The 19,845-nt window shown below is 45.1% G+C and carries 17 protein-coding genes; 12 read left to right on the top strand and 5 right to left on the bottom strand.

Translation table 11 applies throughout. From position 1 onward, the window contains the following. Positions 1 to 24: 24 nt before the first annotated feature. The 9 genes from ACMXYO_RS12400 (at position 25) to ACMXYO_RS12360 (ending at position 11,431) form a co-directional block, all read left to right on the top strand. A complete protein-coding gene (locus ACMXYO_RS12400; RefSeq protein ID WP_415881976.1) occupies positions 25 to 312 on the top strand; it encodes a co-chaperone GroES in 288 nt (95 codons plus the stop codon). A gap of 64 nt (positions 313 to 376) precedes the next feature. Further along, positions 377 to 2,026 (top strand): chaperonin GroEL, encoded by a 1,650-nt coding sequence (gene groL / locus ACMXYO_RS12395; RefSeq protein ID WP_415885412.1) that lies wholly within the window; start codon positions 377 to 379, stop codon positions 2,024 to 2,026. A 990-nt stretch (positions 2,027 to 3,016) separates the two neighbouring features. Then, a complete protein-coding gene (ltrA, locus tag ACMXYO_RS12390; RefSeq protein ID WP_415885411.1) occupies positions 3,017 to 4,675 on the top strand; it encodes a group II intron reverse transcriptase/maturase in 1,659 nt (552 codons plus the stop codon). Between the two features lie 599 nt (positions 4,676 to 5,274). Then, complete coding sequence (locus ACMXYO_RS12385; protein WP_415885410.1) at positions 5,275 to 6,138, top strand: hypothetical protein; 864 nt, start codon at positions 5,275 to 5,277, stop codon at positions 6,136 to 6,138. Positions 6,139 to 6,243: 105 nt separating this feature from the next. Continuing rightward, positions 6,244 to 6,804: an RNA 2',3'-cyclic phosphodiesterase gene (gene thpR / locus ACMXYO_RS12380; RefSeq protein ID WP_415885409.1), complete on the top strand. Its 561-nt coding sequence runs from the start codon at positions 6,244 to 6,246 to the stop codon at positions 6,802 to 6,804. Between the two features lie 51 nt (positions 6,805 to 6,855). Further along, entirely contained in the window at positions 6,856 to 8,214 is a 1,359-nt protein-coding gene (yegQ, locus tag ACMXYO_RS12375) for a tRNA 5-hydroxyuridine modification protein YegQ (protein ID WP_415885408.1), read from the top strand. 5 nt (positions 8,215 to 8,219) lie between these two features. Beyond that, positions 8,220 to 9,068 carry a prenyltransferase gene (locus ACMXYO_RS12370; protein WP_415885407.1) on the top strand — a complete coding sequence of 283 codons (849 nt, stop codon included), beginning with the start codon at positions 8,220 to 8,222 and terminating at the stop codon, positions 9,066 to 9,068. A gap of 235 nt (positions 9,069 to 9,303) precedes the next feature. After that, positions 9,304 to 10,809: a fumarate hydratase gene (locus ACMXYO_RS12365; RefSeq protein ID WP_415881970.1), complete on the top strand. Its 1,506-nt coding sequence runs from the start codon at positions 9,304 to 9,306 to the stop codon at positions 10,807 to 10,809. A 238-nt stretch (positions 10,810 to 11,047) separates the two neighbouring features. Then, positions 11,048 to 11,431: a c-type cytochrome gene (locus ACMXYO_RS12360; RefSeq protein ID WP_415881969.1), complete on the top strand. Its 384-nt coding sequence runs from the start codon at positions 11,048 to 11,050 to the stop codon at positions 11,429 to 11,431. 89 nt (positions 11,432 to 11,520) lie between these two features. Here ACMXYO_RS12360 and ACMXYO_RS12355 read toward each other — a convergent pair whose 3' ends face one another. Further along, positions 11,521 to 11,841 carry a hypothetical protein gene (locus ACMXYO_RS12355; RefSeq protein ID WP_415885406.1) on the bottom strand — a complete coding sequence of 107 codons (321 nt, stop codon included), beginning with the start codon at positions 11,839 to 11,841 and terminating at the stop codon, positions 11,521 to 11,523. Between the two features lie 147 nt (positions 11,842 to 11,988). Between ACMXYO_RS12355 and ACMXYO_RS12350 the strand changes: the two genes are divergently transcribed. Further along, positions 11,989 to 12,435 (top strand): flavodoxin, encoded by a 447-nt coding sequence (locus tag ACMXYO_RS12350; RefSeq protein ID WP_415885405.1) that lies wholly within the window; start codon positions 11,989 to 11,991, stop codon positions 12,433 to 12,435. Here ACMXYO_RS12350 and ACMXYO_RS12345 read toward each other — a convergent pair. The 4 genes from ACMXYO_RS12345 to ACMXYO_RS12330 form a co-directional block, all read right to left on the bottom strand. Continuing rightward, entirely contained in the window at positions 12,432 to 15,083 is a 2,652-nt protein-coding gene (locus ACMXYO_RS12345; protein WP_415885404.1) for an EAL domain-containing protein, read from the bottom strand. The two genes, ACMXYO_RS12350 and ACMXYO_RS12345, sit on opposite strands and share 4 nt — an antisense overlap. Positions 15,084 to 15,411: 328 nt before the next feature. Further along, positions 15,412 to 15,987, bottom strand: a complete 576-nt coding sequence (locus tag ACMXYO_RS12340) for an alpha-ketoglutarate-dependent dioxygenase AlkB family protein (RefSeq protein WP_415885403.1) — start codon at positions 15,985 to 15,987, stop codon at positions 15,412 to 15,414. A gap of 2 nt (positions 15,988 to 15,989) precedes the next feature. Then, entirely contained in the window at positions 15,990 to 16,868 is an 879-nt protein-coding gene (locus ACMXYO_RS12335; protein WP_415885402.1) for a ribose-phosphate pyrophosphokinase, read from the bottom strand. Position 16,869: 1 nt separating this feature from the next. Continuing rightward, positions 16,870 to 18,390 (bottom strand): thymidine phosphorylase family protein, encoded by a 1,521-nt coding sequence (locus tag ACMXYO_RS12330; protein ID WP_415885401.1) that lies wholly within the window; start codon positions 18,388 to 18,390, stop codon positions 16,870 to 16,872. Between the two features lie 108 nt (positions 18,391 to 18,498). On the opposite strand from ACMXYO_RS12330, the gene ACMXYO_RS12325 reads away from it, so the two are divergent. Together ACMXYO_RS12325 and purU are read left to right on the top strand one after the other, a co-directional pair. Continuing rightward, positions 18,499 to 18,834, top strand: coding sequence for a 4a-hydroxytetrahydrobiopterin dehydratase (locus ACMXYO_RS12325; protein WP_415885400.1), 336 nt, complete (start codon positions 18,499 to 18,501; stop codon positions 18,832 to 18,834). Between the two features lie 112 nt (positions 18,835 to 18,946). Beyond that, positions 18,947 to 19,801, top strand: a complete 855-nt coding sequence (gene purU, locus ACMXYO_RS12320; RefSeq protein WP_415885399.1) for a formyltetrahydrofolate deformylase — start codon at positions 18,947 to 18,949, stop codon at positions 19,799 to 19,801. Positions 19,802 to 19,845: the final 44 nt, after the last annotated feature.

The following is a 19,845-nucleotide window of genomic DNA, read 5'->3' as shown; positions in this document are numbered from 1 at the left end:
GATAAAGATCAGGAGAAAGAACAGATGAAAATTCGTCCACTTCACGACCGTGTAGTTGTTCGTCGTAACGAAGAAGAAGCTACAACTGCAAGCGGCATCGTACTTCCAGGTTCTGCACAGGAAAAACCAAACCAAGGTAAAGTTATTGCTGTGGGTGAAGGTCGTCTTCTGGAAAATGGTGAGCGCCAAGCGCTGACTGTTCAGGTTGGGGATACAGTATTGTTTGGTGGCTACGCTAACACTGTGAAAGTTGACGGTGAAGAGCTACTAATTCTTAGCGAAGGCGAAATTTACGGTGTATTGGAAGACTAATCTTCCGGTTGAACTTTTCGCTTTATCTAATTGTTTTAAGAATTTGATTACAGGATTTTAGGAAATGGCTAAAGACGTACTATTTGGTAACGATGCTCGTCAGCGCATGCTAGACGGTGTAAACATCCTAGCTGATGCAGTTAAAACTACTTTGGGCCCTAAAGGTCGTAACGTTGTTCTAGATAAGTCTTTCGGTGCACCTACCGTTACTAAAGACGGCGTATCTGTTGCGAAAGAGATCGAGCTTGAAGACAAGTTCGAAAACATGGGCGCACAGATGGTTAAAGAAGTAGCGTCTCAAGCAAACGATGTTGCGGGTGACGGTACTACGACTGCGACTGTACTAGCTCAAGCGATCGTTAACGAAGGTCTTAAGTCTGTTGCTGCAGGCATGAACCCAATGGATCTTAAGCGCGGTATCGACAAAGCTGCGGCTGCAGTTGTTGCTCAGATCCAAGATATGGCTGTTCCATGTGCAGACAACAAAGCGATTGCACAGGTTGGTACTATCTCTGCTAATGCTGATGCACAGGTTGGTGAGATCATTGCTGAAGCGATGGGTAAAGTAGGTAAAGAAGGTGTTATCACTGTAGAAGAAGGTACAGCACTAGATAATGAGTTGGATGTTGTTGAAGGCATGCAGTTCGATCGCGGTTACCTATCTCCTTACTTCATCAACAACCAAGACAACATGTCTGCTGAAGTTGAGCAGCCATTCATCCTGCTTGCTGACAAGAAAATCTCTAACATCCGTGAACTACTGCCAATCCTTGAGCACGTAGCTAAAGCATCTCGTCCTCTTCTAATCATCGCTGAAGATGTAGAAGGCGAAGCGCTAGCAACGTTAGTAGTTAACAACATGCGCGGTATCGTTAAAGTTGCTGCTGTTAAAGCGCCTGGTTTCGGTGATCGTCGTAAAGCGATGCTAGAAGATATCGCTATCCTTACTGGCGGTACTGTGATCTCTGAAGAAGTAGGCCTTACACTAGAAGAAGCGACACTTGAGCAGCTAGGTCAAGCTAAGCGCGTTTCTATCACTAAAGAAAACACAACAATCGTTGATGGTATCGGTGCTGCTGACAACATCGAAGCACGTGTTAACCAGATTCGTGCACAGATGGAAGAAACATCTTCTGACTACGACCGTGAAAAACTGCAGGAGCGTGTAGCTAAGCTTGCAGGCGGTGTTGCTGTAATCAAAGTTGGTGCTGCAACTGAAGTTGAGATGAAAGAGAAGAAAGCCCGCGTAGAAGACGCACTTCACGCAACGCGTGCTGCAGTAGAAGAAGGTGTAGTACCTGGTGGTGGTGTTGCTCTGATCCGCGCGATGGATCAAGTTAAAGAACTACAAGGTGATAACCATGATCAGTCTGTAGGTATCGAGCTTGCATTCCGTGCACTAGAAGCTCCACTACGTCAGATCGTTGGTAATGCGGGCGAAGAAGGCTCCGTAATCGTGTCTAACATCCGTGAGAAAGGCGAAGGTAACTTCGGTTATAACGCAGCTTCAGGTGAATACGGCGACATGATTGAAATGGGTATCCTAGACCCAGCTAAAGTTACTCGTTCAGCACTACAAGCGGCTGCATCTGTTGCGGGTCTTATGATCACAACTGAAGCAATGATTGCTGATAAGCCTGCTGAAGGTGGTGCGCCAGGCATGCCTGATATGGGCGGCATGGGCGGCATGGGCGGTATGGGCGGCATGATGTAGTGCGACGAGAGTCGCAAAAGTAGCTAGCTTTTGGGTACTACTTCTCGCGGGCACCATGTGTGTGCCTCTGCTTGAATCCCATAAAATAGTCATCCTAAGACCGATATCGGGCTTATTGCAGTCTGATATCGGTTGGCCCTAGGGCCATGCTGGTGTTGGACTGTGCTTTCACAGTCCAATATCCACTCCCTAATCTATATGACGTTCAGTCAAAGATTTGAATGGATATAGATATCTTTCTAATGGTTGTTACGCTACTTCTGTGCGTAAGCCATTTCTATCATTGTCTCGCCAGAAATCATAAAGATTAATGGAAGAGAGACCGACTAATCAGCTAGTTGTAGCCTAGGGGTAGTGCATCGTTGGTAACGACGTTGTGCGGAGCTCCCTGACAATGTACCCCCACGGTTCTGTGGTGTCTGTATGCCGTGAGGCGACAGTCAGATTCTGCGAGCTACGCGCGGATAAGGGGCTAGGCTGAGTGGTATGGTTAACATATGTGAACTGCTAATAAACACCGTCAACCGCATGGAGCCAAAGTAGCTGGCAGGCTTCGACCAAAAAGGTGCATGACTGGTTATTCCTTTTACATCTGGGAATACGCTGACATTAAAGTCATCGGTGAATAGGCAGAACCTAACCCGCTCATGTGATAGATCTGGAACTCGGTAAACCTGTATTTCTGCCTTAGGGCAGGCAAACCGTGAGGAATGTTGTTGGAAATGCAGGCAGAGGATGTTGGAAAAAGCGAATGCTCGGCTGTAATGGCCGGGATAGGGGTTCAAGATTTGCCCTAGTGTGAAAGCACGCAGACTTCCAACGGGTCTTTAATCGCGTGAAGGCTTTGTAAAGCTTTCTATCAAACAGGCGTAACAGCTCTGCTGTAACGCTAACCCAAGAATACCCTTGTGGGGATGTAGTCTTATCCCCTTGGGGTAGCTATGTCTTCAGTCAATCAGGGGTGTTCAAAATCTCTAGGAGGACTGCAAGATGAGTTCTGAACTATCAGTACCTGCGTCTTCCCACCTAGCTACAGGATGGCACGATATTGACTGGGAAGCCTGTCATATCAGGGTGAGGGGGCTACAGGTACGGATCGCGAAGGCGGCTAAAGAGCAACAATGGCGGCAGGTGAAAAAGCTCCAGCGAATGTTGGTTCGCTCCTTTTCGGCTAAAGCTATTGCTGTTAAACGTGTCACTGAAAACCGCGGTCGCAAGACTGCGGGTGTCGATGGCGAAACTTGGGACACTCCCGAAACCAAATGGAATGCTGTATTTCGGTTAAAGCGACAAGGCTATAAGCCGAAACCGCTACGTCGAGTCTATATTCCGAAAGCGAACGGTAAGCGCCGTCCGCTGGGAATACCAACGATGCTGGATAGAGCTATGCAGGCTTTGTACCTGTCTGCGTTTGAACCAGTATCTGAAACTCGTGCAGACCGAAATTCCTATGGGTTTCGTCCTATGCGGTCCACAGCAGATGCGATTGAGCAATTGTTCGTCAATCTTAGTCGTAAATCGTCTGCTGAATGGGTGCTGGAAGGCGATATAAAGGGGTGTTTCGATAACATTAGTCATGACTGGTTGATTGCCAATGTCCCTATGGATAAGGTAGTTCTCAAGAAATGGCTAAAGGCAGGATACATGGAATCCAGCCGATTGAATCCGACGGAGGCAGGTACCCCTCAAGGGGGGATAATCTCGCCTGTTTTGGCCAACTGGACGCTTGATACTTTGGAAGCGGTGCTTGAATCCCACTTTGGGAAGAAAAACACCAAAGCCAGCTACAAAACGAAAGTTAATCTGGTCCGTTATGCCGATGATTTTGTGATCACAGGCATCTCGAAAGAGCTGCTTGTGGACGAAGTAAAACCTGTTGTTGAGGCCTTTATGGCTGAGCGAGGTTTGACTTTATCAGCGGAAAAAACGCTTGTTTCGCATATATCATACGGGTTCAATTTTCTTGGGCAGAACGTCAGAAAGTACGGGGCAAAGCTTTTGATTAAGCCAAGCCATAAAAACTTAAAGGCGGTACTGGCTAAGATTAAGGCAATAATTGTAGGCAACAAAACGGTTCCCGCATGGCTGTTGATAGATAAGCTAAATCCTATTATTCGGGGATGGGCTAACTATCATAGACATGTGGTTGCTAAAGAAACCTATAACTATCTGGATTACCGTATCTGGAAAATGCTATGGCAGTGGTGCAGACGGAGGCATCTCAACCGTCGGAAGCGCTGGGTTAAAGAGAAATACTTCCCTGTCGTTGGAAAACGAAAGTGGTCCTTCTCTGTTGTTTATCCCAGCGGCAAACGCGCTACCTTGCTATACGCAATGGACACGCCAATAAAGCGACATACCAAGATCAAAGCGGAAGCGAATCCGTATGACCCGAGTTATGAAACCTACTTCGAGCAACGGCTTGAATACAGGTGGAGAAACTCAGAACAGGGCAAACGGAAAACCTATACGCTTTGGAAACGTCAGCAGAAACGCTGCCCGATGTGCAATCAGTACATCACGTTTGAGACTGGGTGGAACATCCACCATATACTGCATCGAACAAAGGGCGGTAGTGATAATCTGGCTAACTTGGTGTTGTTGCATCCAAATTGCCATCGACAATTTCATGTAGTTGATGTTACGTGAGTTTTTCGGTGTAATGAACTCAATTAAAGTTTTCTTAGTCCCTTAAATGGGTTATTTAAAATGGAAGTGCTTATGTTCACCAAACTTTTGAATTTCCCCTATTTGCGTCTGGCGTGACAGAGTCAGGTTCCAGTTGAAAGGGGAAGTAAGAAGGGAGCTAGCGGGATGCTCCTCCTATCTGGTTCGGCTTAATAGCAGAAACATGACGGGGGCGACCTAGGGCTGTCACCTTGGGGTTGACTGTAATGAGAGCAGAGTTAACTGGAAGAAAGGATCTTGGGACCCTACGGGTTAAACCTGAAGGACACTCTCAAAGAGAATGGAACGTAATCCTTTGCGCTCGCTCCCACCCAATTAAATTAAATGAGTTTATAATTCTGCCGGTCCATATTTTGAATATGGGCTTTTAAAGGCTTGAGCCGCTTGCGGTGAAAGCCGCACGGGTGGTTCTTAGGGGAGGGGTAACCAGCAATGGTTATTCCTTACCCGACATCATCCTCCTCGCTTATTTAAGCTTTAAAGAGCCTCGCATTTTTGCGGGGCTTTTTTTTTCCGCGTAAAATAGCGGGAATTTCAATTTAGTTAGTATATGGATAGCCATGAACCGCGACGACGACAATATTGAAGTACCAAATTTTGGGCCTGCCGATCCTGCTGGTGAAAACCGCTCTGCGTCTTCAGCTATGCGACCTCGATCTGGTGATTCACTAGCCTCTGTGTCAGCGCCAGCCTCAACAGGAGGAGGTATTGTTCAATCAGTAGTGATGGTTATCTTAGTGGTTGCGGTGTCTGTACTTGGCTACTTTGGTTTTGAAATGTATCAATCTCAACAGGCAACGTTTGAAAAAGCACAGGAACAGATTGTTCAATTAGAAGCTTTGTTGAAAGAAGCAGAGCAGGGTGCGGCTGAATCGGGTGAGGAGCTTCAAGGCAATGTGTCCTCGTTAGAGTCAGCTTTAAAGCAGAAAGACAAACAGCTAGATTCTGAAATTGCTAAGTTGTGGGATATTGCTCATAAAAAGAATAAGCCACTTATTGAAAAGCAGGCAAAAGAGCTGACTGCATTGAAGAAAAACCTGCAGACTCAACAAAAAGCAGTTAAGTCCCTAAAGTCTCAGATTGCTAAGCAGAAAAAAGAGTTGGTGAGTATTTCAGGCATAAAGAAAACTGTTGATGCAGAAATAGCGAAACTGACTAAGCTTACTTCACGAGTTGAATCGGAAATGCGTACAACAAATGAGTTGGCGAAAGAGCAGATGGATGATCTATTAAAAACTCAACGTATGTTAAATGACCGTATCGCTAAGTTGGAAGGCAAAAGTAACGCTGATCTAGAGCGTAAAGTGAAAGTGAACGAGCAGGCTATCCGTGCCTTTGACGGTACGCGCCGCCAGTTAAATCAGGACCTTTTGCAAGTTCGTCAGAAGTTAAACAATATGCAATTGCTGCTTGAACAAAGATAGAGCAGCATAAATGATAGTTAGATTCTGCCTTCAGGGTTTGCCAATGGGTCATCTTGAAGGCAGAATACGCTATTCCTCAAAAAAATAGGGATATAGTAAGCCTCTATGAACATCCGTGCTTTTTTTGCACTGACGCTACCTGATTCTGTTGTACGTTGGTTGGCTGATCACGCTGATACATTATGCGAGTTTGACCGCAAAACAGAAATCAATTGGGTGGATTCCGATCGCTATCATCTTACCTTGTGTTTCTTAGGTGATATCAATCTTAATCAGGTTGAAGAGTTGGAAAAGTGTGCCCGCGAGAAATTGGCTGACTTTAGCTCCTTTCAGGTACATATTAACAAAGCGGAATATTACAAAGTTAACAAAAAGTTAGCTTTAGTTGCTGCTTTACCTGATCTGCATGAGGAATTGCAGGTGCTGCATGAGTTGATGATCAATGTGGCAACCGAGGCTGGCCTTAAGTATGAGGAAGATGATTTCAAACCTCATGTGACCTTAGGCCGTTTGCCAGGAAAAAATACGTTTAAAGCACCAAAAGAGTGGCCAGCGCTGGATATGTACAGTTTGGCTGATTCGGTGGTGCTATTTCAAAGTAAGCCGGGTGAAGATGGTTCTATCTACACGCCGCTGTTTGAGATTCCTTTAAAAGATCTGGCTTAACAGATCTTTTAACTTTTAATTCATATCTTATTAACTAGTCCCTTCATTACTATGCTAAATCCAGAACTATTGTCCCCTGCAGGGACTTTGAAAAATATGAAATATGCATTTGCTTACGGTGCAGATGCTGTTTATGCCGGTCAGCCTCGTTACAGTCTACGTGTGCGTAACAATGACTTTAATATGGATAACCTAGCAGAAGGGATCGATCTGGCTCACCAGTTGGGTAAAAAGTTCTTCCTAGCAAGTAACATTCTGCCTCATAACAGTAAGCTAAAAACATACATCGATGACTTGCGCCCAGTGATTGCGATGGGACCCGATGCATTGATTATGTCTGATCCAGGCTTGATCTACCTAGTGAAAGAGCATTTCCCTGATGTGCCGATTCATCTGTCTGTTCAGGCGAATACCATGAACTGGGCTGCGGTTAAGTTCTGGCACTCTATGGGGGTTGAGCGTGTAATCCTATCTCGCGAGCTATCTCTTGATGAAGTAGAAGAGATCAAACAGCGTTGCCCAGAGATGGAGATTGAAGTCTTTGTTCACGGTGCGCTTTGTATCGCTTATTCGGGTCGTTGCCTGCTATCTGGTTACATTAATAAGCGTGATCCAAACCAAGGTACATGCACCAATAGTTGCCGCTGGAAATATGATGCTCACGAAGCGAAAGTCGATGAATCGGGTGACGTAGTACCAGTGGAACAGTTTGATCCAAATGCGGAAGAAGTAAATCCGGCATTGGGTGAAGGTAAGCCAACCGATCAAATCTTCCTGCTTCAGGAAGAGACTCGCCCGGGTGAGTATATGCCTGCTTTTGAAGATGAACATGGTACTTACATCATGAATTCTAAAGATCTTCGAGCAATTCAGCACGTACACCGTTTAGCTGAAATTGGTGTAGATTCTTTGAAGATCGAAGGTCGTACTAAGTCACACTACTATGTAGCGCGTACTGCACAGACTTATCGTAAAGCGATCGATGATGCAGTTGCCGGTCGCCCATTTGATATGAGCTTGATGGATGAGCTAGAAAACCTAGCGAGCCGTGGTTATACCGAAGGCTTCTACCGTCGTCACGTTCATGATGAGTATCAGAACTATGAAACAGGTAACTCTGTAGGCGTACACCAGCAGTTTGTGGGTGAAGTGCTTGGTTATGCAGATGGCATGCTTGAGATTGATGTACGAAACCGCTTCCTTAAAGGCGATACACTTGAGCTAATGACGCCTCAAGGTAATCACAAGTTCAAACTTGATGAGATGATCGATAAGAAAGGAAAGTCTGCTGATGTTGCGCCAGGTTCTGGACATGTCATGAAGATTCCTATGAATCTGAATGCTGATCCAGAATACGCGTTGTTGATGCGTGATCTACCAAACGCACCTGAGTACAGCAGTCAGAAGTAAATGCGATGATCGCCGAGAAGTACCTGTTTAGGCATGCGTTGAGGCCGTTTTCATTCAGCGTTGCTTTGATTGTTTGTCTAACAGGTATTTTGAGTGCCTATCGCGAAGGCTTTGGCGATCCTTTACTCGCGAGCTTAATCCTAATGGCGGGTTTGCTTTTGCAAGCTGGGGTTAATCTAATTAATGACTACGCCGACCTTTCCCAGCCCAATCTTCAACTCTCTTCAGCTTCACAACAGCAGATCCGTTTTAATTTTAATCTGGGTTTAGGCTGTATTCTCTTTGCGGCTGTCATCGCTTGTTACCTCATTGCTGTATCTGGGATGTTACTTCTGCTGTTCTCAGTTATCGGAATAATAGGCGCGCTTGGTTATACGATGGAGCCGATAAACTACAAGCGTCGCGGTTTAGCGGTGTTTTTGGTGTTTTGGTTGATGGGTGTTCTGATGGTAAGCGGTGCTTGCTATGTGCTGGCCAAAGAGCTATCGCATTCGGCCCTTTTGATCTCTATCCCTGTGTCTCTGTTTGTCTCGCTACTTCTGCTGAGTAACGAACTACGCGATTTCGAAGAAGATACAGCGGCGGGGATCAAAACGTTAACGGTGAAGATTGGCTACGCTCGAGCCTCTCAGTTGTATAAGGCTCTAATGATCTGTATTTATCTAGGCTGCTTGGCTTTGAGTATCAACGGCTCTATGCCTTTTGCGTTGGTGGTATTGTTATCCATTCCCTTTGTGATTAAGCCATTGAAGCTATTGGCTTTAGATAAGGGGGCGCGCCAACCAATCACCAAAGCGACAGGGCGCTCCTTTTTGATCTTTGGCATTTGTTACTGCTCTGCGCTCCTTTTTTGAGGTCAGATAAATACGCTATCACACCTTGTTTCTACATTAAGTAGTAAAAAAGATTGTGTGAGTACTACCAATGCCCGACACCTTATTGCGGTACTTTTGGTGTATACTCCCTTTCCAGTAAAAACTCTCCTTTAAGAGAGAGTAAATGGGTATGAGTCAGGCGTGTTTTCACAAAGCATGGTTGAGTTTTAACTCCCTGATCCTTTATGACAAGAAGCTTTACTGGAGTCTCCGAATGAGCGTAATCCGCCAAGACGATTTCATCAGCAGCGTTGCTGATGCATTACAGTTTATCTCTTACTACCATCCGCTTGATTTTGTTCAAGGCGTACACGAAGCCTACCTGAAGGAAGAAAACCCAGCGGCAAAAGACGCAATGGCGCAGATCCTTATCAACTCCCGTATGTGTGCTGAAGGTAAGCGACCTCTATGTCAGGATACAGGTATCGTTACAGTATTCCTGAAAGTAGGTATGAACGTAACTTGGGATGCTGAAATGAATGTAACGGACATGGTGAACGAAGGTGTTCGTCGTGCATACATGCATCCTGATAATGTTCTACGTGCTTCAATTCTTGCTGACCCAGCAGGCAAGCGTCAGAACACAAAAGATAATACGCCAGCGGTAATTCACTATGAAATTGTTGATGGTGACGAAGTAGAAGTTCACGTTGCAGCGAAAGGCGGTGGTTCTGAAAACAAATCTAAGATGGTGATGCTTAACCCATCTGACAGTATCGTTGATTGGATTGTTAAAACAGTACCAACAATGGGTGCGGGCTGGTGCCCACCTGGCATGCTAGGTATAGGTATTGGTGGTACTGCTGAGAAAGCAGCTGTAATGGCGAAAGAATCCCTAATGGATCCAATCGACATTCACGAGCTACGTGAGCGTGGTCCACAGAACCGTGTTGAAGAACTACGTCTAGAAATCATGGATGCAGTTAACGATCTAGGTATAGGTGCTCAGGGCTTAGGTGGTTTGACCACTGTTCTTGATATCAAAATCAAGGATTACCCAACACACGCCGCTTCACTACCTGTATGCATGATCCCTAACTGTGCAGCGACTCGCCACACTCACTTTACATTGAACGGTAGTGGCCCAGCGGTTCTAACACCACCAAGCTTGGATGATTGGCCAGACGTTACATTCGAAGTGGGTTCCAACACACGTCGAGTAAATCTTGATGAGATCACCCCAGAAGCAGTTAAAGAGTGGAAAGTAGGCGAAACGATTCTGTTGAACGGTAAAATGTTGACAGGTCGTGATGCAGCGCACAAGAAAATGGTAGAGATGCTAAATAATGGCGAAGAGCTACCAGTTGATCTTAAAGGCCGCTTCATCTACTACGTAGGCCCTGTTGATCCAGTACGTGACGAGGTTGTAGGCCCCGCTGGCCCAACAACGTCTACGCGTATGGATAAATTCACTCGTCAGGTTATCGAAAGCACAGGCCTTCTGGGCATGATTGGTAAGTCTGAGCGTGGTCCTGTTGCAATTGACGCAATTAAAGACAACGAAGCTGTTTACCTAATGGCTGTGGGTGGTGCTGCTTACCTAGTATCTAAAGCGATCACTAACGCTGAAGTACTTGCATTCCCTGAAATGGGCATGGAAGCAATCTACGAGTTTGAAGTTAAGGATATGCCTGTAACTGTAGCGGTAGATACGTCTGGTGAGTCTGTTCACACAACAGGCCCAGCTAAGTGGAAAGAGATTATTGCTAAACAAGCTTAATCAGCATTTAGTATTGTAATAAAAACGCAGCTTCGGCTGCGTTTTTTTGTGCCTGAAATATCGGCAGCAAACTGTTTTTACTAAATAAGTTGCTGCTATATTAAGTTTTATTGATCTAGGTTCGTATGTTCTATCTGTTTTATAAATATGTGAATAAAAAACTGAGCAAGATCAATTTTTGTGCGCTGCAGCAGGAGTAGAGTGTTTGTAAAAGAAGTATTCATTTAGGGGAAAATGAATGATGAAAACTAAAATGATTTCTGCACTTGCTGTGAGCCTATCTGTATCTCTATCTTCTGTTGCTATCGCTGATGACGAAGCGATGATGCAGGCTGCGGGTAAAGAGATTTTTAACAAGTGCACATCTTGTCACTCACTAGATACAAGTAAAAATGCTTTCGGTCCTAGTTTAATTGGCGTTTTTGGCCGTAAAGCAGCAGCACTTCCACGCTTTGCATACTCTGATGCACTAAAAAATTCTGATATTACTTGGAATGAAGAAAACTTGCGTAAGTGGGTGGCAGGTAACGATGACTTTGTACCAGGTACTCGTATGCGTCACGTTGAGATTACAGATAAAGCTGAGCAGGATTACCTGATCGCTTACCTTAAAACGCTTTAATTAGCTGTTTTAAGTGCACCGCTTGATGTACTAGAGAATGCCGCAAGCCACCACTCCTTGCGGCATTTTTTATGGTGAAGGTGTTGCCATTAAGAAGCTTGAAGTACCTTTTTTTGCTCAGCTAGATAGCGAGGCATAGGGCCTGCATCTTCGTAAATCTCTTCACCATCTTCAATTCTTATTACCTTACTTCCTTGGATATAGGGCATCTTTGCTTCCAGCTCATTCAATGCCTCGTGGATTAAGGTGGCGACGACATCGTCCTTAGATAGCTTATACATACTGGCTAAGGCTGCGAGTTTGATCGAATCGCTTTTATAGATGGAGAGCTGTTCTTCTTTGCGACCGTTAACTTTGCGCGCGCGACCTTCCCATTCATCAAGTAGCTTAGAAAGACTTTCGTTACCCATAGCTTATCCCCTCCGATAAACAGATCTACTCTCTCAGTGTAGGAGTCAGCTTGGTTATTGCCAGAAAATCGGTGAGAATGGTGAATATATTTATACATTCACTATCGAAATAAAGTACATCGATCAGTATGTACAGTAGGATTTTAAATGGCAGTAATTAAGGTGGTAGTAGGTTCAGTATACGGCAATGCGCTTGATGTAGCTGAGATGTGCTCACAAAAATTAACTGAGCTACAACACTCTGTGGAGCTATTACGTAATCCGCAGATTGATCAGGTTGTCACAACTGAAACTGAAGTGGTTTTAATCTGTACATCAACAACCGGTCAGGGGGAAATTCCGAATAATTTATTACCCCTGTACGATCAGTTAAAAGATCAGCTGCCGCAGATGTCCACCGTCAAATATGGAGTGATTGCTTTAGGTGATAGCTCCTACGATACCTTCGCTGAAGCTGGCTATTTAATGGATGGTTTAATGCAAGAGCTTAAATCGCAAAGAGTTGGGGATAATTTAGTGATTGATGCTTGTGAAACCATGGCTCCACTAGAGGAAGCAGAACCATGGTTACTAGAGTGGGTTAAAGGACTTTAACTGTATTCGACTTCTTGAATCCGCTTTTGGGCTAGCAGTAATTCAGTAAATTGTTCCTGTCGGATCGGTTTACTGAATAAAAAGCCCTGGAGCTGATCGCATCCCTCTTGCTCCAAAAATGCCCGTTGTGCAGTTGTTTCAACACCTTCGGCACAGACTTTGAGATCCAAGGTATGGCCAAGTAGAATCACTGCTTTGGCAATCGCTTCATCGTCAGGGTCGCTTGGAATATCTCTTACCAAGGATTGATCAATTTTGACTTTGGTAATCGGTAATTGCTTAAGGTAGCGCAGCGAAGAATAGCCTGTTCCAAAATCATCTAGAGCGAGATGAACACCTTGCTGTCTTAAAGCTTGGAGCGTTGTAGTTGCTTCTTTCTCATGATCGAGTAGGAAGGTTTCTAGTATTTCTAGTTCTAACATATCAGCTGGTATATCGTACTTATCCAGCAAGGTTTTAATTTCTGAGGGAAGGTCTTGTTTCGTGATCTGGTCACTCGCTAGATTGACAGCTAAACGGAAGTTAGTCAGTCCTGCTTCTCTCCAGCGAGAAAGTTGTGCACAGGCTTCTTCTAATACCCAATCACCCATTTTAGTCAGTAGGCCGATCTCTTCTGCAATGGATAGGAATTGTCCCGGTGGGATTAGACCCATTTCAGGGTGCTCCCAGCGGATTAGAGCTTCAGCGCCAATTATTTTTTCACCAGTCGCATCCATCTGTGGTTGGTAATAGAGAACAAACTGTTTTTCCGAAACAGCTTTACGCAGTTCAGGCTCTAGTCTGATCCACTCCTCAACCGTTTCCGATAGTTCTGGTTGGAAGAATGCGTAATTATTTCGACCTGAGTCTTTAGCCTGATTAAGCGCGATATCTGCATTTTTAGTCACAGTATCCAGGTCATCACCATGATCAGGGGAGAGTGCGACACCGATACTTGCTGTTGTGAAGTAGTCTTTTCCGTCTAATTGGAAGGGTTGCTCCATCGCTTCGACAATAGCATCGGCTATAGTCGCAGCATCTGCCGCGTGTTCGAGTTCTTCAAGTAAGATGGCAAATTCATCTCCACCGATACGTGCAAGGGTGTCTCGAGTGCTCAGAGTCTTGCTTAAACGCTCTGTTACTTGTAACAGCAGTTGGTCGCCATATTTATGACCCAGGCTGTCATTTATATGCTTAAAACGGTCGAGATCCAGCTGCAACATGGCAATTTTTTCGTTGGATTCTCTGTGGGTTAAAGCATGCTCTAAACGAGCGCCAAACAACAATCGGTTAGGCAGATTCGTTAGTGGGTCGTGGTGCGCTAGGTGAGAGAGTTTCTCTTCAGATGCTTTGATATTACTAATATCTGCATTCACACTTACAAAGTGAGTGAGCTCGTGCGTCTCTGGGTCGTGAACCGCATTAATGCTTACCCAGTGGGGAGCAACCTCGCCATTTTTACGGCGGTTCCATATCTCGCCTTGCCAGTGTCCCTCTTCTGCAAGAGCGGCCCACATGTTTTGGAAGAAATCTTTATCGTGCCGCGGCGACTTAAGTAGGGAAGGGCTTTTACCAATAAGTTCTTCGCGGCTGTAGCCACTGAGATCGGTATAGGCGCGATTGACATCAATAATTTTATTGTTGCAATCGGAGATCATGATCCCTTCATTAGTGCTTGAAAAGGCGATGCCGGCTAAACGTAGTTGCTCGATAGAGGCTTTTTCAGGCGTAATATCGAGTAAAACCCCGTTCCAAAGAGTTGGATCTTGTTTATTAGAGGTATCTGGTAGGGAAGATCCTCGAACCCAGCGAAGGTCACCGTTGCGGTGGAATACACGAAACTCATGTGACCACGGCAGTTTATGCTGACTAGTGTGAATAATACTTGCCCACAGGCTGGGTTGATCTTCGGGGTGGACCTGTTTCCAAAATTGACGGAAGTCTTCGGTCGCTTCTTCTGCAGTTACACCAGAAATTTGCTCTATCCCTGGGCCGATGTAGATAAACTCTTGCTTGAGATCAGACGTTAATCGATATTGGTAGACAACACCGGGCATCGCTTTGGTGATGTTCTGCAAAAGGTTTTCTGAATGTTCCAAGTACTGTTGAGCCTTTAGTCTCTTGAGTGCAATACTAATGATATTTGCGGCTGCTTCTAAAAGCTGGTGATGAAATGCAGTCGGTGTTCGTGGTTTGGGGCTAGATATAGCGATGCTGCCCGCAACATGTTCAGAATCAATGCGGATTGGGTAAGACCAACAGGCTTTGATTCCTAATTCTTGGCCGACATCTTGTAAATTTTGCCAGCAGTCGTCCTGTTCGATGTCAGAAACATAAACGGGGCTCCCCGTATACACTGCTGTACCGCAGGACCCAGCCTTTGGGCTCGGGACTAAACCATTTAGTAGTGCTAGAGATTCTTGAGGAATACTAGGGGCGCAGACAATGGACAGGTGTCGATTGTTGCTATCCAACAGCATGATTGAAGCGATACTATCCGCGACACAGTTTTCAATAAACTGACAAACCGACGTAAAGATGGAGTCGGGTTGTGTGTCTAAAACGATCTCTTCAAGTACTTGGTTCTGCAAACGCAGAATTGTATTTAGCTCTTCTGCGCTAGTTTGACCCTGTTCTACAGCGTCTTGTTCAGGTGCATCGATGTGCATTTGTATATCTTAATTATTCTTATATTTTTTTGTTAACTGTGCACGAACCGAATAGGTCGATTCCATGTCATCTTTATGCAGTAAAGCCTCACCCGACTGCGATGACAGTGGAATAGAAATTTATCAAAAAATGGCTCTTAAGTTTCGTCCAGCTAACTTATTTTTATTACTTAGGCAAACCCATATGAAAGGTTGGGTAAATTGCCCGGCTCTACTCAAGTGCGCGGCAGTATAACTTACTGTAGTTAAATGAGTTAGTCTTTATATCAAATATTAGTGAATATATTAGTTATACCAGATTATTCCACTGCTAATCTTTTGATTTGTATTAAATTTTCATGTCACGGAAGGTGAGATTTATACGAGGGGAGAGTGTTTTTTTCGTTTTGGGGACACTGTGTTGCCAGTGTTTTTGTATTTGATCACCCATCCATAAGAGAGATCCAGAGGGGAGGATGAGTTCGTGGCGTTGATCAGCGGTTGATTTTAATAGGAAACGTCGGCTACTGCCTAGAGAAACACTGGCTATTTTCGGGTTGTCGCCTAATTCCGGTTCATTATCCCTATGCCAGCCCATACTGTCATTACCGTCGCGATACAGATTTATGAGTACGGCGTTGAAAGAGGTCTCAGTGTATTCTTCAACGCGCTTTTTAATCTCCGCAACGACAGGGTGCCAAGGGTTATCGGCTAAGGTTAGACCGGAATAGGTATAAGTTATGCCGGAATCAGCCATAAAGGCTTGTAAGCGCGGAATGGAGACCCATTTGCCAAACATTCGGATCTTATCTTGTTGCCAAGATACTTCTCCATATAGTGAGGTGTAAAAGAATTCGGCTTCGTTTGGATTTATAAATGTAGGATCAAGCCAACAGTCCAGATCATCGGCAACATAGCTTTTCACATTTAGATCCACTTCAGTATGGCTTGGCTTAACGCATGACTAATATCAATATCATTACTTGTGTGAGGCACACTGTTACAGGTAACGATCTTGGCTTTTATAGCGAGTGCATTAAAGTCATCATCAGAAAACAGACCATGAACTCCGATACAAGTCGGGGACTTTAACCCAAGCTGGTGCAGGTGGGTAATGGTTTCTGACATGGTTTTACCGCTTGAAATAATGTCGTCTACCAACACGGGAGTATGATCTTCCCACTGTTCGATTTCAGGCACTGACACTTCGACAGAGTAATCCCCATGGCGAACTTTCTCCAATACTTGAAAAGGCGCTTTGGATAAATGCGCAACTTCGCTCACCCATTGTTCGCTTTCACTATCAGGGCCAATGAGCAGAGGTTGTGCAATGTGGTGGTTTATCCAATCAGCAATCATGGGTGCTGCATGCACTACGGAGCTTTTTAAGCTGTAGATCTCATCTAAGGAATTATATCTGTGGAGATGTGGATCTAAGGTGACAAGCCAATCGAATTGTTCTGAAAGCAGTTGAGCAAAAGGTCTCGATGAAACCGCTTCACCTGGATGAAAGGCCTTATCTTGGCGCATATAAGCGAGGTAAGGGGTTACTAACCCGATGCGAGACGCTCCTAGGGATTTCAGTGTATGGGTTAGAAAAATGAGTTTGAGTATTTTGTCATCGGGATGGTGTAAGTTACAAAGCACAATGACTGAGCGATGTTGGCACTCGCTTAACACACGTAGATAGCTTTCGCCGTCAGGGAAGTTGCGCAGATCTAACTTACCGACTTCTGCATCCACCTCAATTGCTAGGGATTGAGCAAGATCATGATCACTTTCTAAATTGAATAGAATTGGCTGCATTTTATGAAGGCTCCCTTCCAGCAATAATGTGGATAATATCCGAATGATCTTCTAAATAATCGACGGCGTAACTTAGCTCGCCTGAGCTTTCCGCATGGATGGTTAGCAGAGGTTGATTCAGATCGATTTTATCACCTAGCTTACAATGCATATCTACTCCTGCTGCTAAGTCGGCTGGAGCACCGGCTAATTTGGCTACTTTAGCGAGCTTACGGTTATTAATTTGATCAACGATGCCCGTTTTCTGGGCAATTAATTCATAACGGTAGGGCGCGATAGGTGGTGTTTTAAGACCCCCCTGAGCTTTACAGATCGCCTGAAATTTCTCCCAAGCCGCCCCAGACTCCAAAATCCTAAGGGCTTGTTTATAACCTTCGCCCTCTGGCAAATCATTGATCAGATCTAACATGGCGCCTGCAACTTCTGCGGCACGCTGCCGTAAGTCTGTGGGCATATCTTTCTTGTTTTGTAGCACTGATAAAATATCCCGTGCTTCAAGAGCCGGCCCGATGCCTCGACCTATAGGCTGAGATCCATCGGTTAGTAGTGTATGTACCGTTAGCCCGAGAGTGCTGGCGACTGCTTTAAAGTTATCCGCAAGCGCTTGAGCAGACTCTTGGCTTCTAACTTTAGCGGTTTCGCCGACCGGAATATCAATCACAACGTGAGTAGCACCCGCGGCAATTTTTTTAGAGAGCACTGAGGCAATCAGTTGACCTTCACTGTCGATATCTAAAGCACGCTCCACTTGGATTAGCAGATCATCAGATGGGGAGAGTCGCACTGATCCTCCCCAAGCTAGGCAGCCGCCTTCTTGTTCAACTACCGAGCGCATCTGCTCTAGGCTCAAGCTGACATTAGTTAAAGTCTCCATGGTATCGGCAGTCCCGGCAGGAGAGGTAATGGCCCGTGAAGATGTTTTCGGCATGGTTAATCCGGCAGCTGCTAGAATCGAAACAATAATGGGGGTTGTGCGATTACCGGGCAAACCGCCAACACAGTGTTTATCCACAACCTGAGGTAAGCCCCATTCGATCTGGCTGCCAGAGTCGACCATTGCGCGGGTTAGATCGGTGATCTCTCGAATACTTAGTTTGTCTGATGCACAGGCCGTAATAAACGCGGCTAGGTGCACATCGGCATAGCGCCCTGCGACAATATCATCGATGATTTCACGGAGTTGTTCTTGACTGAGTTCGCTACCAAATACCTTAGCGCGCAGATAGGAGAGGGATTGCACGGGTTTAGGGTGAGATAACCAAACAGAATTCCCCTCTCTCAGCTCCATTCTTTTCCAGGCAGATTCAGAAAAACCGATCTCACCGGGCATTAAAAGGTTGCTTGTTACCATATTGAGGGTAGCGATCAGGTGTTTTCGTTCCGTCCGAACCATCACCCGAGAGAGGGCAGAAAATCCCTCAGAGCGGCAAACTGGACTATCATGACGAAGGTAGATCGTGGGTTCTTGATGCGTATCTAACCCAAGTCGGCAAGCGCTTAAAGGGGCCATAGGTTCTGACATCTTTGATATTCCCTTTTCCCAGTATCACTTACAGTATATGAGTGATTAAGCGGATGGAAAACCTTGTTGATATAGAACGACGGAATAGTGATTTTATGAGGTGACATGATGGATTTAGCTACAGAAGCTTGTGAAAGCTGCCATAAAGATAGCCAAGCCCTAACAGGTGTTGAAATAGAAGTGCTCCTCCAATCGTTACCTAATTGGCAGGTGATTCAATTAGAAGGTGTTCCGACTCTGCAACGTAATTACAAATTTGCAAACTTTGTCGAAGCGTTAGCTTTTACCAACAAGGTTGGGGAACTTGCAGAAGCACGAAATCATCATCCTGATATTTTAACAGCTTGGGGGCGTGCTCAACTGACGTGGTATACCCATGCTATATCGGGTTTACATCGGAATGATTTCCGCTGCGCAGCTGCATCTGATCAGTTATTTGGTTAAGTAAAGCCAATAATCATTGTTTTAGGGCAAGAATACTTAGCTAGGCAATTCCACCGGAGAAATAACTGCTGTTAGAATGAAGCTTCACATTTTCTTGCGGAGCTTTACGTAAATGGAACGTAGATTCAGGCTGGTTTTGGCGTGTCCCGATAGAGTGGGCATTGTGGCGATGGTAAGTAACTTTATCTCTAGTCATGGTGGCTCGATTTCTGACGCAAACCAACACTCTGATAGCACAACCGGTTGGTTCTTTATGCGAGTAGAGATCAGTGCGGCAACGCTGCCTTTCTCCCTCGAAGAGTTAAAGTCTGCTTTTGCTCCGATAGCGCAATCCTTCAATATGGATTGGGATATCACTGACTCCGCTACCCCTAAACGTGTGATTTTGATGGCAAGCCGAGAAGCACATTGTCTTGCTGATCTACTCTATCGTTACCATGAAGGTGAACTAGACTGTGAGATCCCTTGTGTAATCTCCAACCACGACGATCTACGCAGCATGGTCGAATGGCATAATATTCCTTTCTATCATGTGCCTGTGGATAAAGAGAATAAACAGCCTCACTTTGAGGAAGTTAGCCGTTTAATTCGCGAACACTCGGCGGAAACAGTTGTACTTGCGCGTTATATGCAGATCTTACCGTCGGACATCTGTTCTGAATATGCTCATCGCATCATTAATATCCACCATAGCTTCTTACCTTCTTTTGCCGGTGCTAAGCCATACCATCAAGCCCATGAGCGTGGTGTAAAACTGATCGGTGCCACCTGTCACTATGTGACTGAAGAGTTAGATGCAGGTCCAATCATTGATCAGGACGTTGTGCGTATCAGTCATCGCGATCTGCCAGAAGATATGGTGCGTTTAGGGCGTGATGTCGAGAAAACAGTGTTATCTCGCGGTTTGCGTTGGCACTTGGAAGATAAGATCTTAGTGCAAGGTAATAAAACGGTTGTTTTCAATTAATTATTTAAATTGCGCAAAAATCCAATAAACTGCTTAGGGGCCAT

The sequence above is a fragment of the Neptuniibacter sp. QD37_6 genome, from assembly GCF_047778085.1.
In the GTDB taxonomy this organism is placed as follows: domain Bacteria; phylum Pseudomonadota; class Gammaproteobacteria; order Pseudomonadales; family Balneatricaceae; genus Neptuniibacter.
The sequence above is the reverse complement of the archived record's forward strand: the minus strand, read 5'-3'. Positions and strand labels throughout refer to the sequence as shown.